Origin of the sequence: Bradyrhizobium sp. CCGUVB23, from assembly GCF_024199885.1 — a bacterium.
Taxonomy (GTDB): Bacteria; Pseudomonadota; Alphaproteobacteria; order Rhizobiales; family Xanthobacteraceae; genus Bradyrhizobium.
Genome location: NZ_JANADQ010000001.1, coordinates 1,058,791 through 1,072,596, shown reverse-complemented (window position 1 = coordinate 1,072,596; position 13,806 = coordinate 1,058,791). Strand labels below are relative to the sequence as shown.

Genomic DNA, 13,806 nt, shown 5'->3' with positions numbered 1-13,806 from the left:
TCGCCATGGGCACCAAATCACGTGAGACTATTTACGGCGCGTCAGTCCGGGCGGCAGCTGAGCGCGCGGCGAACGCGCGCAAGGAAGCCGACGCGCTCGCCGTCGCGGCGTGGAACAAACGAATGCTCGGCTTTCGAGGACCGGCGCAGCCATCGCCGACGCTCGGCGACGCGCTCAATGCCGGTTACGGCTACCTGGAAGTCCGATGTCTCGGTTGCGACACCAATCAGCCGGTCGCTCTCGACATCGTGCGGCGGCCGAAGTCAACGCCGGTTCATGAGCTGGAGCGCTACATCCGGTGCAAGGATTGCTCGGAGCTGCGGGGTTATCCGTATAAGAGAAGTCATCTCGTTGCGCTGCGGAGAACCAAGATCTCGGCGAGCGATCCGCCATCGCATTGGTGGCCGGGGGAGCGGTGAATCTCATTTAGCCAAGCCGGCTGCTGGCAATGCCTAGAAGGAGATCATCTAAAATGGAGTCCATTACTGTTGCACCCGAGCTGAGGGGTACGAAAGGCGATATCGTCGCTGCCAGAATCGAAGTGCCCATTCTTGTTGTAATGATTTACGGTATCGTCGGATTCATTCGATGGGGCTGGTCTCTAGATCACTACTTTTACACTTACGCACCAGTTCTAGGCGGCGTTGCTGCCTCGGTAGGTCTTTTTACCTACTTTTTTCTTGTATCAGTGGATCGCAAGCAGAGGCGGAAGACTCTCCTAGTTCAGCTCGGACTTCTTCCATATCTCTATTCGCTATACATCATCGGATTTTTTGGCCTGTACACGATATTTGAAGGCGTCGTCGGCGTGTTCTCATTTTGGTCAATGATCGGTGGGGTTTTTTGGGTTTTTCTTGGATTTCATTTGAGCTATCGGTTTTATCGGATGACAGAGATTGTCAGGCAACACGATGAAAAAACGACGTAGGCTGACTCAAGGTGATGAAAGCTAGAAATAGCATACCGGAGGACCGATTTTTATCTGGGACAGAAATCACCCACCGAACGTCCCTTCGCCAACCCGGAAGCCGCAGCGCGCAAGCCGGTCGAGATCGCCGCCGGCATCGAGCCGGTGCAAGACGGCCGCATCCATATCGAGAAGATCAACGCGCCGTTCCTCTACAAGCTCAAAGCCACCGGCGAGGCGCGGCGATTGTTTTGCTTGATCCTTCTGGAGCGCTCTGCATGCCCGGTGGGCTTTGGCCTTGCGGACTTTCGGCAGGCGCGGAGCACGTCGAGAACACACAAAATTGCCGGTTGTTCCGAACTCGTAAAGGCTCTTGAAATTCTTATCTTTAGGACATGCGTATGGCGTACGAGCTCTGCCTGGCGACCGCCGGCAAGCAGGTCCCATCGGGGCCGGATTGGCTTCATGAGATGAAAGCGGACGGCTACCGGGTGCCGATCATCCGGGAGGACAAGCGCGTCCGCCTGCTGTCGCGCAACGGCAGCGACTGGAAGAAGCGCTATCCCTGGATCGCCGAGGCTGCGCTGAAGAACCGGCAGAAGCACTTCGTCATCGACGGGAAGGCCGTGATCCTTGGCGTTGACGGCATCTCCGATTTCAACGCATTGCACTCCCGCAAATATGACCACGAGGTGCAGCTTTACGCGTTCGATGTCCTCGCGATGGACGGCGACGACTTGCGCGCTCTGCCGCTGCACCTTCGTAAGACCAACCTGGAGCGGCTGCTGGTGCGACGGCCGGATGGGATCACGGTTGCTCCGTCCGAGCGGGGCGAGATCGGGCCCGACCAATTCCGGGCAGCCTGCCGTGTGGGGCTCGAGGGCTTGGTGTCGAAGCATCGGATCGGCCGTACCGCGGCGGCCGGCAGAAGCACTGGATTAAGGTGAAGAACCGCAGCCATCCCGCGATGAAGCGCGAGCTCTAGAAGTCCACGAAAAACCCCCAGCGTTTGCGCGCCGGGGGCGTATCTCAAGTATGACCTAGGTGAAACAATGGACCGTCAGTAGCAGACGATCCCTGCTGCGTTTGTGAGGTGGTTCACACATGGCAGAAAAACCCGCCGGCATTTTCGCCGACGGGCTTTCGTTCTATCCAGTCGCGGCTGTGAGAAGGGTGGTTGGGCTCAAGGATCATCCCCCACCGCGACTTTTCCAGCATGCTCCTCAATCGTTGACGAACTATTGCTGGGTTCATCCTGTCCAGCGCCGCCAACTCAATCATGTCGCGTGCGCGATACATTTGTGATTGCTTATGCGATCTGTGTGAAGGTGGGCGCGATCCATCAGTCTGGTCACGATCGGGCTGAAGGCGAACGGGAAATAACTCTGGGGATGACCATGAAGCCGCTGATCGGACTTGTCGCACTGCTCTTTTCGACTAGCGCGTTTGCTCAAACTGCTCCACCGAGGGCGGCTAAAAGGCCACCAGTTCAGGCAAAGCAGCAAGCGCCAATGGGTTGCAAGTTGGTTGGCACGGTAAGGGGCACCAAGCTATGGGCGGGCGACTGCACGGCTGCGCCGGAAACTCCGCCGCCAGCATCGCCGGCTGAACCGCCCAGCGATGCCAACGCCCCCGCGGAGAGGCAGTGAAGCGGAGTCGTCCGTTGGCTGGCAACCCAAATACGGTGGGATACCCATAGATGGTTTCCCCGTTGCCACTTTTTCCCGATATGGTGGCATTGCGCTCTGGATGGGCGCTGTGGAGGAGCGGGCGGCTCCGGCATTGCCAGCCCTGGGCCGGGGCCGTCTGCTTTTGCACGATGCTTGCGCTGCTATGGCGGCGAGGACCGTCGACGGATTTGCCAGAAACGCCTCCTCATCGGTCTCGCTATCGTAGCCGGATTGTATTTCTATGCGCGGTCGTTTCCGCGCTTTGGATAGTTGGTTAGGAGGTAACGCGCGGATGTCCGATCGAGACGCCACGACAGTCGAGCACGAAACCGCCGTCAAGCAGCTCCTAAAGAAGGCAGCCAGACGTAGACGCCCAAGTCAGGTCTTTTCAGACGTGCCCCATGGCCGTGAGACGGACGCAAACCGTGAGTTCGCACCGCATCGCGAGCCGAACGGCATCGTATGGTTTTTCCTCTTTCTCCCTGCATTTGTCATTGCTTGGGCGATCTGCGTGAAAATGGGCGCGGTCTAGGGTGGCCATCCCGCCGGCTGGCAGTGTTCGGCGAAGAAATGGGCCGGGTAAATGTCTAACTCGAGCGAGCTTCCTTATTCAGAGTACAGCCTTCGTTTGATCCAGAAGCTGATCGCGGCGGGTTATCTGCGCGACGATCAGCGAAACTCACTTGATGCGGTGAGAGATGCTGTAGAGCGGCTGCGTGCCGAGTCCCGCCATTTCTTCGAAGATCCGAGATCGGGCTGAACGCAGCCGGACTACCTCGGAGGGACTACAGGTCCTCTGATCCGAGCGATCCGAACTCCAAAGACACAGAGTGGCCCGAAGACCGCTGGCTTGGGCAACTTGGCCTCAACCTCGGATTAGCCTCACCGGGTTGGGGCCAAGATTTTGGAAGCCCCGCATGGGGCCGAATGGGAACGTTCGGGCGATTGAAAGGGTTGGTTTCGAAGCATCGCGATCGTGCCTATCGGGCTGGCCGCTGCGATCATTGGGTTAAGGTGAAAAACCGGACGCATCCCGCGATGACGCGGGAGTTATGATGGCGTCCGCCAACGCGGCCTATTGCCCTCAGTCCCAGATTACAGGACATTCCCTCATTGTGCGGCTGGTCGAGATCGGGCTGAAGGCGAGGGCGAAATGAATGACGGTCCAGAAAAGAGCTCCACCAAGCTTCGCCACTGCATTGAGGACACGCTAACATTCCTAATCGAGCAGCTTAAGCAGGCCATGTCGCCAGCCGATCAATTCGCTGCAGTAACTGTAGCAAAGGCCGTGATCCCATTGCTGGCCTCTCACTTGCGAGAGGACCAGCGCTCTAATGCGCATTTGGCCTTTTCATATCCCTTTGGCGATTATATTGCGCAACCCGATTGGTCAGACAGATGGGACGATTTAGCGGGAATGCCGCCACCCTTATTTGCTCAGACAGCGTCGGTGATCGATTGCCTGGGTGAATGCATCAATCAAATCGCTCAGCTTCCGGCATCTGACGAAATTGAAGAAGAACCCTAAGGCACCAAAATGGACCGCAATGATCGTGCCTTGCCAAGTAGGAGGCGCCAAAGGCCGTCGCCGCAGGATCGCGGAAAATCTCTATCGCGCAGTGATTGATACCGTCGAGCATTCTCAACCGCTCCAGGTCCACTAGCGTTTCTACGTGCTGTGCTTTCCGCGGGAGAGGCTGCGCTCGACTTTCTTCCGGCTAACACCAACCTTTTGACCGCCTTCTTCACTGCCTGCGAGGATCTGCCAGTTTTCTTGGCCTCATAACGAACCTCGTAGTCCTGGCTCTCGATTTTTCTATTGGGACGACATGCTGAGCCGCCGCACGCGCCCCGAACAGGTCGACAGCACCACCGCCGAGGAACAGGCGAAAGCCCACGCCGCAGGGATGACCATCAAAAAGGGAGAGCACCTCCTTTCTTTGCCGCAAAAACAAGTCGCTGAATATGTTGGCATCACCGAACATCAACGCAAGCAAGACGTTCCCCTGACTAGAAGAGTTACCTCCTCAGAGTTGGAGAATACATGACTTGGCAGAGTTACTTTTTTGGAGCCCCCAGCCGAAAGGTGCCCCCCGACTGCTGGAGGAAAACCCGCATCGTCGGGTTGGCGGCCCCCCAATTGGGGGCCGTTTAAAATTGGTGCTCGCGGCGCCGATAAGCCAGGCCGCTCCGAGGCCATCCGCCGGCTTGTAGAGATCGGGCTGAGGGCGAAGGGAAAATGACCGACCAGCAGGCAACCACGTCTCGCTTCGTCTTGAGGAAAGGCGCTGTGGCGGGCAAGTGGATGGTCTGGGATAGAAAGTGTCGCGGGCCTGCTAGGTTAGAACGCGGCTTGGCTCGCGAATTGTCAGAAGAGCAGGCTCGGAAGCTCCTAGAGTCGCTGACACGGGCCGACAATGAAAAATAGCAACTCTGATCAAGATGCCCCGGCCGGGGCAAACCGGTTTGCTGGGGCACTTGACGCGATGACCACGAATGATGGCCCCGGGTAAAGACGGCCCCGGCCGTGGGGCCTTCTGGGTGAGATGGGGGCCGGGGCCGTTGGAGGTCCTTGGCGGTATTTGGGATTTGCCAAGCCTCGCGACGCTAGATTGATTCGGGCCGCCCAATCTGTTCGCTTTCTTACTTTGGAACGGACGGCGCGGCCCGACTCGAATGTTCAAAAGTGGACAGACCGACGACGGCGGGCAAGAACCAGTTTCAAGAGCGGAAAGCGTCGATCGCGTGGGCGATCAGGATCGCCGCGCCCACTGCAAGGATAAAGACGGAAATCCAAAAAATGATCGCGTCCATGCTGGAAGTGAATGCGCACACCCGTGCACAGTCAAAACTAACCAGCCGGAAATTTTGATTTCCGTCTTCGAATGGTGATTCGCGGCAACTGATGCGCCCGCGCCGGTCCTATCGGCCAAATGCGAGCAGAAGGAGACCACCAACGACGCATCCCGCGAGAGTCAACAAATACAGGCTCACGGCTTTGCATCCACCCACAACGTTAAAGGGAACAATAAACGTTTATCAGCAATTCGCCAAATTTGCCCAAAGGCCATCTTTTTAGTTGCAAGTGCAGCGGATTGGACGGGCCCGCTAAGTGCCACCTGCGCGCGATCTGTCGGGACCGTCACAAACCTGTGGCATGCCCATTGCATAGTAAAAATGAACTGGGATTTCAGTGCCTAGTTAGAAAATACCGCGCTGCGGGGATCTGTATTTCCAGCCCGAGCGCATTTTTCAGGAAGCGTATTTTCGGAGCACCCATGCCATCGAACACCATCGAATCGATCGTTTCCGCTTATGTACGTTTGAAGAACCGCCGAGCATTGGAGGACATGCGTGAACTTCGGCGCCAGTTGCTCGGAGGCCTACAAGCCGCCCCCGGCATCAATCCGCGTCCGGCTCTGAGGCACGTTGAGGAGGACCTGCGCGTAATAGAGCAAGGGCTAGAGCAGCTGCACGAGAGCGGGACCTATGTGCGGCTGATAAAAGCCGACGTAAAAACGGCCCCAGCACAACCCTAGATGCCGGGGCCGTTGGAGGTAGCTTGGCGTAATAGGGTGGACCAAGCAGATCAAGCATAGACTGGTCGGGGATCTTGCTATGTCCACTTTTGGACAGAGTAGAAGCGGAGCTCAGATTCCGATTCTTTGAGCCTTACAAGGAACGAAGAACTTCGGAGGCAGGTTGTAGCCGCAGTACCTGGTCCCCGTCAGGTACCCGCGTGACGAATGGCCCCAGCTTGTCCCCCCTGAACTGGGGCCTCCGTTTTTTAGAACCCGAGGAAACATATTCGGCCCAGCCTAGTTCGTATCTCACTCTCTATAAGAAATACGGTCACAAGCGGCTCCAGCATTCAATCCGGAATGCTGGAGCCGTTTCGCATTGCCACTCGCGCGCTGTTTAGTCCTAGCTGACACCTCCTAGCGCTGAAGGTTCACTTTTGCACAGAGATGGCCCAACATTGCCAGTTGTTCCCGACGCCAAAGGCGCTGGAAAAATTCTATCTTTCAGGCCATGCGTATGATGTACGAGACTCTGCTTGGCGACCGCCGGCAGGCAGGTCCCTTCAGGGCCGGACTGGATCTCCACGAGGTGAACCACGACGGCTACCGGATGCTGGTCATCCGTGAGGACGAACGCGTGCGCCTGCTGTCCCGCAACGGGAGCGACTGGACGAAGCGGTACCCGTGGATCGCCGAGGCCGCGCTTAAGAATCGTCAGAAGCGTTTCGTCATCGACGGCGAGGCTGTGATTCTCGGCGTTGACGGCATTTCCGATTTCAACGCGCTGCATTCCCGCAAGCACGATCACGAAGTCCAGCTCTACGCGTTTATACTTGCGATGGATGGTGACGACCTTCGCGATCTGCCGCTGCACCTTCGCAAGACCAACCTGGAGCGGCTGTTGGCGCGCCGACCGGATGGGATCATTGTGGCGCCTTTCGAGCGCGGAGAGATCGGGCCGGACCTATTCCGGGCAGCCTGCCGAATGGGCCTCTAGGGCCTAGTCTCCAAGCACCGATCGGCCATACCGCGGCGGTCGGCAAAAGTTCTGGATCAAGGTCAAGAATCGCAGCCATCCCGCGATGGAGCGTGAGCTGAGACCGCGTGCGGCAATAAGCAACACCGCAGTGCCTCGCCATTCTTAGAAACGATCTGTCAGGCCGACGCTTGAACGCGTTATGATGGTGCTTTCAGAAGGGGTACGCAGGACTTTGCGACAGGCCCGGCTCTACGGCTACCTGATCGAGCGAAACGATCAGATCTATCACCCCGGCGCCTTTCATCCAATTTGCAAGAAATTGTTTGCGCTCCGCCTGGTCGAGGGCGGTTGGCTGATGAAGAACGACGATCGATACGAGCTGACTACTAAGGGGCGTAAAGCGTCAGACTGAACTCCGGCGCACGATTATGATGTACGGCTCGAGGCGGCTAAAGACGAGGCCGGCAGTTGAGGGACCGCCTAATCGCCCCAGATAATCTTCGCACAGTTGGCGCACTGGTACACGCGTACAGACTGGCCGTCTCGCGCCTGAGAAATTTCGGTTCTGAACGCAGCTGGCATGCGGCAGTCGTCGCAGGAAGGAGGCCGCGGTCTGACTGCTTCGCTCGGGCGCGCTTGCGTGAGCATGACCTCAAGCATACCCGGGAATGCGGATGAGTTATGTTCACTTTTGGACATACGGAAAGCCACGATCAGGGACTTACGGTTGCAGCAGCGACAAGATGCGATGACGATCTTGCTGAAGGCAGCGCTGGTTCTCACGCAATCCTTCCAGTTCGGCTTGAGCGTTGCTGGTGTCTTGATTCTGCCGTTTCAAACTAATGACCAACGCCTCCTGTTCCGCGAGGCGCCGCTCACCCTCAACAGTGTCGCGCTCCAGCTGTCTCAGCTCATCCAGAAGTGCCTCGTTTAACATCACGAAACGCGCCGCCTCTCCGACAAGCGACCCCAGCGAGAGGGATGCCGAGGCCGCCAACCTTGTAGGAAGGTTTTCTCTCGGCGTGGTTTCTCTGGGGGCTTTCACCGAGAGCATGGAGATGACTAGCTCTGCGAAGAGTCGTTCCACCGCCCGGTTGAAGAATCAGGCTCACCTAGGAACGGAGGTTGGTGTTTGCCGTTGCTTTTATACGAGGAGTTTTCCATGGCAAAGACGAATTGTTTGATTGTACGAGCTGTTGGAAGCCAGCTAGATCGGCTACGCGGAGAAGCATCCCGCATTTCGCGAGGAAATAAAATCGACTGGTGGGTCGAGCGCGGGGAGGTTGGGACGCGGTTTTGCTTTCAGACTGCTGAAGCCAAACAAGCGTTTGCATCAATTTGCCAGCACTTCGCTGTTTCTTGCATCGAAGCCTAGCAAGCAGCGTCCAGAAAGCAGGCCCGCCCGCGTGAACGGCGGGGACCTCAGCCGTACCGTGGCAGCTGCTCCAGCCCCGGCGATGGCGGTGTGGCACCGCAGGGCCGGCAAGTACGACATCCGCCTCCACTACGCCGCGGTCTCGGCGATGCAGCGGCCCGGCAACAACTGGCATTGCCAGCCGGAGTTTTTTGCAGATCGCAGAGCGATCTGGACCTCGATCAACGCGCACACCGGGCGCCGCCGCATCGATGCGGTATCTCGTTGTCGTTCGCGCCTAGTTAGCGGCCATCGCCTCGGACGTGAAGCGCGACAGGATGCTGCGGAAGTCTTTCGCCGTTAGCTTTGGTGTTCGCGTTCATCGCGCCGGTCAGGAAGCCCTTGTGTTACGGAGCGGGCCGCCGAGTAGTGCGGTCGGTGGGTCCTCATCCAAGCGGCTGACCATCTGCGCGGCAACTACCGTAGGCCGCTGCGACCCGAAGGCGACATGCCGACTTCCGTCCTCGCAGCTGTCCCAGGACGCTGCGGCGTAACCGCGCTTTAGACCCGTCCGTTGACCGGCAGCAGAGCGCCGGTAACGGCGCTGGCGGCGTCGCTCGCCAGGAAGAGGATGACATCGGCGAGTTCCTTCGGCGCAACCCATTTGGCAGGATCGGCCTCCGGCATGCTGGCGCGGTTTGCCGCAGTATCGATGATCGAGGGCAGCACCGCATTCACGGTAATCTTGCCTTTCAACTCAACAGCTACTGACTCCGTCAGCTTATGCACGCCGGCCTTCGAGGCCGCATAAGGACCCATGCCGGAGCCGGCCTGCAGGGCGCTCATGGCACCGATATTGACGATGCGGGCCGCTCGCGAGTTGAGAAGATGCGGGATCGCCGCGCGCGAGGCATTCAGCGCGGTCTCGACATTGAGAGCATGCATGCGCTGCCAGGTCTTGGAATCGCCGTCGGCAATGGTCTCAAAGGTAAATCCGCCGGCAATATTGATCAGCGCGTCGATCGCGCCGAAATGAGCGGCGGCGGCATCGATCGCCTTTTTCGCCTGTGCCGCATCGGTCAAATCGATGCGGCCGAGTTCGATCCGCTGGGCTGTTGCCGCGAGCTGCGACGCAGCATGATCGATACCGGCGACTCGCGCGCCGCGCGAAAGGGCTTCCTCGGCGGTCACCTTGCCAAGCGCGCCCAACGCGCCGGTGATGACAAACACTTTACCTTTCATCGTGGTCTCCGTGCGAATGAGAATGAATCGAGGCCGCAGCCACAATAGTCAGCAGAGCTTCATTTGCATGTGCGCCGCCCTGGCTGAGATCGACCGCGAGGATACTGGGATGATGCCGATGAAGCCTAGCATCTGCTCAGGCTTGCGGCGCACATCATTGGCGCGATCTGCCACGGTCACGCGTCACGTCTTCCACTTGATCATCGTCTGCAGGACGCTCATTGCGAGACCGGTGTAGGGCGGCTGAAATAGCATTTGGATCGGCGAGAGCGGGCCTTGGTAGAAGACCGGGCGCAATTTTGAAAAGGTATTGAACCCCTCGCGCGCGTGGTAATGGCCCATGCCGCTCGCCCCGACCCCACCGAATGGCAGGTCGTGCTGGCCGACGTGCAGGAGCGCTTCATTGACCGATACGCCACCCGACATGACCCGCGAGATGTAGAAGTCGCGCAGTTCGGCATTGTGAGTGAATGGATAGATTGCCAACGGGCGGTCGTGACCATTGATATAGTCGGCGACCTCCTGCCGATCTGCATACGTCTTGATCGGCAAGATCGGGCCAAAGATCTCGCGCTGCATGACAATCATGTCTTCCGTCGGATTTAGCACGAGGTGCGGTGCAAATTTGCGATGCTTCGCGTCCGGAATCTGCTGTTCAGCAAGATTGACGAGGACCGCGCCCTTTGCACGGGCATCCTCCAACGTCGCCTGCAGCTGCGTGAAAGACCGTTCATCGATGATCGACGTATAGTCCTGCCCATTGATGTCCGGGAAGCGCTCGGCAAACAGTCGCCGGCAATGGCGGACGAACTCGTCCTCACTCCCTTTGGGTAGAAACATGTAGTCGACATTCGTACAGATCTGACCGGCATTGAACATCTTCACCCAGAGAATGCGCTCCGCCGCTGTCTTGACCGGGAAGTCAGGCCCAACAATCGCAGGTGCCTTGCCGCCCAATTCAAGCGTGACAGGGGTGAGGTTGCGGGCCGCGTTGGCCATGACCGAGCGACCGGTAGCACTGGATCCCGTGAACAGCAGATGGTCGAAGGGCAATGACGAGAATCCCGGTCCTCGTCCGCCGCCATCCTCGAAAAAAGCAAGCTTCTCGATCGGAAAATACTTTGGGGAAACGCGCATCAGAACCTGGGCGAGCGCTTTTGAATTTTCTGACATCTTGACCATCGCTCGATTGCCGGCCGCCAGAATCGCTGCGAGCGGGCAGAAGCTGAGATTGAGCGGAAAATTCCAGGGAACGATGACCCCGACAACGCCGAGCGGCTGCGGGATGACGCGATTGCGCGCGAGCGGATAGGTCATGAAGTCAACATGTCTGCGCTGCGGCTTCATCCACTTCTTCAAATGTTTTGTGGCGTCGACGATTGTTTCGAGGACAACGAAATATTCCGCAAACAGCGTCTCGAATTCAGACCGGTTGCCGTAGTCGGCGTTGATCGCTGCGATCAACTCGTCCTTATTGTCTTTCAGAAGTCAGCGACTTCAAGTCAGCAATGCGCTGAGCATAGGATGGCTCCGGTGCCGCCAGGTAAGCCGCACGCTGCTTGTCAAAGCAGGACTGAAATTCAGTGGGAATGCCGATCGAACGGGAATTGACAGGCACGTTCATGATGTTCCCTTTCTTTTGGTTTTTCGCCTGCCGACCGCGGCAAGGGGCGCAGGCCAGCGGCGATGGTGTCGAAGTTTTTAAGCAGGAGGGCCCGCGGGTGACCGTGACTGTATCAACTCCAACTTAGTGCACGCTTGCGTTCGCATGAACGGGGCCGGGCCTTTCATCCATGATCCGCTTGATAGCGTGAGCGCAGCGGCCGCACTGGGCGCTGCATCCGAGGCAGGCGTACACGTCGCTCATACGGGGCCGTCGCGCCTCTTTTGCGACCACTGACCGCACCTGATGGTCGCTGAACACATTGCAAGAACAGACGATCATTGCCTTCTCCTAACCAGTACCAATGAGTCGGATGAAGGCCGCCACAGCGGTGCTCCACCCAGCCGCAAGCATGATGGTTTCCATTCGGGTCATCTCGGCGTGGCCATGAGGCCGCTCGCGGACCAGATGGCTGCGCATTTTAGCTGCTTCCGAGGCATCGCGAACGCCTACTGCTGCGTCTCGATTGCGCTACCGACACGGGCGGGAGCAACCAGCACGTCGAACCTGGCGCGGTCGTTCATGCAGCCTCCTGTTTAGCTTCGGTCTGTGAGTCGGCTTCGGTGAAGCCATAGCCGCCGGGGCGCAGCGCCGAATGTTCGCGCTTGGAGTGGACCAACGGGTAGAACATCTGCGTGGTCCAGCGCTCCGGGCCAAACAGGATGTCATCCTGCAGGCCAGTCTTGGCTGGATATTTGCGTGTGATATGCGCCGTGCCGAACAGCACGTCCCAGAAGAACAGCAGGTTGCCGAAGTTGCCCTTGTAGTGGCCGATACCATCTTCGTTGGTGAGCGCGTGGTGCGCCCAGTGCGTGGCCGGCGTGGAGATGGTGCGCTCCAGCAGCCACATCACCGGATGCAGAGCGCGGATGCGGTACAGCGGCGCGTCCCACGCCCAGGCGCAGTGCGCGCCCAGGATGACCGCCAGCTTGATCACCAGGTACGCCGCGTAGATCGGACCAAAACCAAGGTACACCGCCACGCCGCCGATCCACAGGCCCGGCATCATCAGATAGTAGAAGAAATTGTTACGGTAGGTCATGCGCACGCTCATGTAAGCCGCGCTGTGATGCGCGCGATGCAGCGGCCACAGCAACGGCGTGTGCGAGGCGCGGTGCCAGAGGTACTGCGTGAGGTCATCGCCGATCAGCAGCAGGCCGGCCATGGCCCACCACGGCAGGTTGGCCCAGGCGTTGTGCTGCGCGGGCATGAGCCAGTTGCACAGCGCGTTGCTACCCAGCAGTGCGATCGGCTGGGTGATGGCGATCAGGCTGACGAACATCAGCACCTCTAGCCAGGTGTCGTTGACTGTCGCGTTGCCACGCACGGTGGCCTGGTAGCGCCGGGTAATGAACTCCATGGCGGCAAAGCCCAGAATGCAGGCGCCGAACAGGAGGTATTGCAGCTGCGAGCTCATATGGGGCGTCTCCTACCGCTCTCATGTTTTGGGTTGTGAAAGCGTCTTTAGGGGTGCCATATCAATGCGTCCAATGCATAATATTCATTGTTCTAATGCATAGAGAGCAATGCAATGAATCTGCGCCGCCTGAGCCACGTCGTCGCCCTTGCCGACACTCTGCACTTCGCCCGCGCCGCCGAAGTCGCCCATCTGAGCCAGCCGGCCTTCAGCCGCAGCATCCAGGCCATCGAGAGCGACCTGGGTATCCGTCTGTTCGAGCGCGACGTTGGTGATGTCCGCCCCACCCCTGCCGGCGAATTCGTCATCGAGCGGGCGCGCAAGCTGCTGTTCGAGGCACGTTGCCTGCAGCGCGACGTGGATCTTTACCGCGACAGCCAGCTCGGCGAGACACCCTTCGGTGTCGGGCCGCTGCTGACGGCCACCCTGATGCCACGCGCACTTGTGGCGCTGCGCCGCCAGCATCCGCAGGTGGCGCTGCGCATGGAGGTCGGCAACTGGGTGCAGTTGCTGGAGAGCCTGCGTAACGAGAACATCGAGTTCTTTGCCGCCGATGTGCGCGACATGCCCAGGGATGCCGCGCTGGACATCCAGCTGATCGGGGGGCAGCCGGCCGAGCTGTATGTGCGGGCAGGCCATCCGCTGGCCGGGCGCAAGCACACGTTGCAGGAAGTCTGGGCGTACGGTCTCGCGGTACCGAAGCTGCTCAGCCCCTCAAAGGTGGACCTGGCCGCCCTGCTGGGCCTGCCTGAGGGCCAGGAGGCCACCATTGCGCTCGAGTGCGACAACTACGGCCTGCTCAAGACGGTCGCGCTCACCACAGATACCGTTCTGGGTGCGACGAACGCGGCGGTACGGGAGGAGCTGGAATCCGGCGCGCTCGTCCGGCTTGTCGTGCAGGGCTGGCTGTCGCCGCCGTCGAGCACGGGCATCGTGCGTTTGCGAGGGAGAACCTCGTCGCCGGCAGCCAAGGCAGCCATTGCAGCGATTGTGCGGGCCGCGGGCGAGATCAACGTGTAGGCGCCCTATAGCACCGACGCATGGTCCGGTGCG

The 13,806-nt window shown here is 59.1% G+C and carries 19 protein-coding genes and 1 pseudogene; 12 read left to right on the top strand and 8 right to left on the bottom strand.

What is annotated here, in order from left to right:
- Positions 1–5: 5 nt before the first annotated feature.
- From NLN62_RS05025 to NLN62_RS05015, 3 genes are all read left to right on the top strand, one after another.
- The gene (locus tag NLN62_RS05025) at positions 6–419 is read left to right on the top strand and encodes a hypothetical protein (RefSeq protein ID WP_254107710.1); all 414 of its coding nucleotides are present in this window, start codon (positions 6–8) and stop codon (positions 417–419) included.
- A 53-nt stretch (positions 420–472) separates the two neighbouring features.
- Entirely contained in the window at positions 473–928 is a 456-nt protein-coding gene (locus NLN62_RS05020; RefSeq protein WP_254107709.1) for a hypothetical protein, read from the top strand.
- A 380-nt stretch (positions 929–1,308) separates the two neighbouring features.
- A complete protein-coding gene (locus NLN62_RS05015) occupies positions 1,309–1,854 on the top strand; it encodes a DNA ligase (RefSeq protein WP_254107707.1) in 546 nt (181 codons plus the stop codon).
- 151 nt (positions 1,855–2,005) lie between these two features.
- Here the strand turns inward: NLN62_RS05015 and NLN62_RS05010 are convergent, their stop codons facing one another.
- On the bottom strand, positions 2,006–2,206 hold the full coding sequence (locus tag NLN62_RS05010; protein WP_254107705.1) for a hypothetical protein: 201 nt from the start codon (positions 2,204–2,206) through the stop codon (positions 2,006–2,008).
- A gap of 663 nt (positions 2,207–2,869) precedes the next feature.
- On the opposite strand from NLN62_RS05010, the gene NLN62_RS05005 reads away from it, so the two are divergent.
- The 3 genes from NLN62_RS05005 to NLN62_RS05000 all read left to right on the top strand — a co-directional run bounded on the left by NLN62_RS05005 (position 2,870) and on the right by NLN62_RS05000 (position 4,105).
- Positions 2,870–3,109 (top strand): hypothetical protein, encoded by a 240-nt coding sequence (locus NLN62_RS05005; RefSeq protein WP_254107704.1) that lies wholly within the window; start codon positions 2,870–2,872, stop codon positions 3,107–3,109.
- A 96-nt stretch (positions 3,110–3,205) separates the two neighbouring features.
- Entirely contained in the window at positions 3,206–3,337 is a 132-nt protein-coding gene (locus tag NLN62_RS52905; protein ID WP_256575882.1) for a hypothetical protein, read from the top strand.
- 393 nt (positions 3,338–3,730) lie between these two features.
- Positions 3,731–4,105: a hypothetical protein gene (locus tag NLN62_RS05000; protein ID WP_254107702.1), complete on the top strand. Its 375-nt coding sequence runs from the start codon at positions 3,731–3,733 to the stop codon at positions 4,103–4,105.
- Positions 4,106–4,246: 141 nt separating this feature from the next.
- On the opposite strand, the pseudogene NLN62_RS04995 reads toward NLN62_RS05000, so the two are convergent.
- A pseudogene (locus NLN62_RS04995) lies at positions 4,247–4,389 on the bottom strand (DUF3606 domain-containing protein).
- Positions 4,390–4,406: 17 nt separating this feature from the next.
- Here NLN62_RS04995 and NLN62_RS04990 point away from each other — a divergent pair.
- The 4 genes from NLN62_RS04990 to NLN62_RS04975 all read left to right on the top strand — a co-directional run bounded on the left by NLN62_RS04990 (position 4,407) and on the right by NLN62_RS04975 (position 7,489).
- Positions 4,407–4,625: a hypothetical protein gene (locus NLN62_RS04990; RefSeq protein WP_254107700.1), complete on the top strand. Its 219-nt coding sequence runs from the start codon at positions 4,407–4,409 to the stop codon at positions 4,623–4,625.
- Between the two features lie 1,230 nt (positions 4,626–5,855).
- Entirely contained in the window at positions 5,856–6,116 is a 261-nt protein-coding gene (locus NLN62_RS04985; protein WP_254107698.1) for a hypothetical protein, read from the top strand.
- Between the two features lie 571 nt (positions 6,117–6,687).
- The gene (locus NLN62_RS04980; protein ID WP_371932921.1) at positions 6,688–7,095 is read left to right on the top strand and encodes a DNA ligase; all 408 of its coding nucleotides are present in this window, start codon (positions 6,688–6,690) and stop codon (positions 7,093–7,095) included.
- Between the two features lie 181 nt (positions 7,096–7,276).
- Positions 7,277–7,489: a hypothetical protein gene (locus NLN62_RS04975; protein WP_254107696.1), complete on the top strand. Its 213-nt coding sequence runs from the start codon at positions 7,277–7,279 to the stop codon at positions 7,487–7,489.
- 309 nt (positions 7,490–7,798) lie between these two features.
- On the opposite strand, the gene NLN62_RS04970 is transcribed toward NLN62_RS04975, so the two are convergent.
- Positions 7,799–8,164: a hypothetical protein gene (locus tag NLN62_RS04970; protein WP_254107695.1), complete on the bottom strand. Its 366-nt coding sequence runs from the start codon at positions 8,162–8,164 to the stop codon at positions 7,799–7,801.
- Positions 8,165–8,360: 196 nt separating this feature from the next.
- On the opposite strand from NLN62_RS04970, the gene NLN62_RS04965 reads away from it, so the two are divergent.
- A complete protein-coding gene (locus NLN62_RS04965; RefSeq protein ID WP_254107693.1) occupies positions 8,361–8,795 on the top strand; it encodes a hypothetical protein in 435 nt (144 codons plus the stop codon).
- 197 nt (positions 8,796–8,992) lie between these two features.
- Here the strand turns inward: NLN62_RS04965 and fabG are convergent, their stop codons facing one another.
- The 5 genes from fabG to NLN62_RS04940 form a co-directional block, all read right to left on the bottom strand.
- Positions 8,993–9,673 carry a 3-oxoacyl-ACP reductase FabG gene (fabG, locus tag NLN62_RS04960; RefSeq protein WP_254107691.1) on the bottom strand — a complete coding sequence of 227 codons (681 nt, stop codon included), beginning with the start codon at positions 9,671–9,673 and terminating at the stop codon, positions 8,993–8,995.
- 183 nt (positions 9,674–9,856) lie between these two features.
- The gene (locus NLN62_RS04955; RefSeq protein ID WP_254107689.1) at positions 9,857–11,137 is read right to left on the bottom strand and encodes a coniferyl aldehyde dehydrogenase; all 1,281 of its coding nucleotides are present in this window, start codon (positions 11,135–11,137) and stop codon (positions 9,857–9,859) included.
- A 7-nt stretch (positions 11,138–11,144) separates the two neighbouring features.
- Positions 11,145–11,297, bottom strand: a complete 153-nt coding sequence (locus NLN62_RS04950) for a hypothetical protein (protein WP_254107687.1) — start codon at positions 11,295–11,297, stop codon at positions 11,145–11,147.
- A gap of 123 nt (positions 11,298–11,420) precedes the next feature.
- Positions 11,421–11,618 (bottom strand): bacterioferritin-associated ferredoxin, encoded by a 198-nt coding sequence (locus tag NLN62_RS04945; RefSeq protein ID WP_254107685.1) that lies wholly within the window; start codon positions 11,616–11,618, stop codon positions 11,421–11,423.
- A 238-nt stretch (positions 11,619–11,856) separates the two neighbouring features.
- Positions 11,857–12,753: a sterol desaturase family protein gene (locus tag NLN62_RS04940; RefSeq protein ID WP_254107683.1), complete on the bottom strand. Its 897-nt coding sequence runs from the start codon at positions 12,751–12,753 to the stop codon at positions 11,857–11,859.
- A gap of 114 nt (positions 12,754–12,867) precedes the next feature.
- Here NLN62_RS04940 and NLN62_RS04935 point away from each other — a divergent pair, with 114 nt between their 5' ends.
- Positions 12,868–13,773, top strand: a complete 906-nt coding sequence (locus tag NLN62_RS04935; RefSeq protein ID WP_254107681.1) for a LysR family transcriptional regulator — start codon at positions 12,868–12,870, stop codon at positions 13,771–13,773.
- The last annotated feature ends 33 nt before the right edge of the window (positions 13,774–13,806 follow it).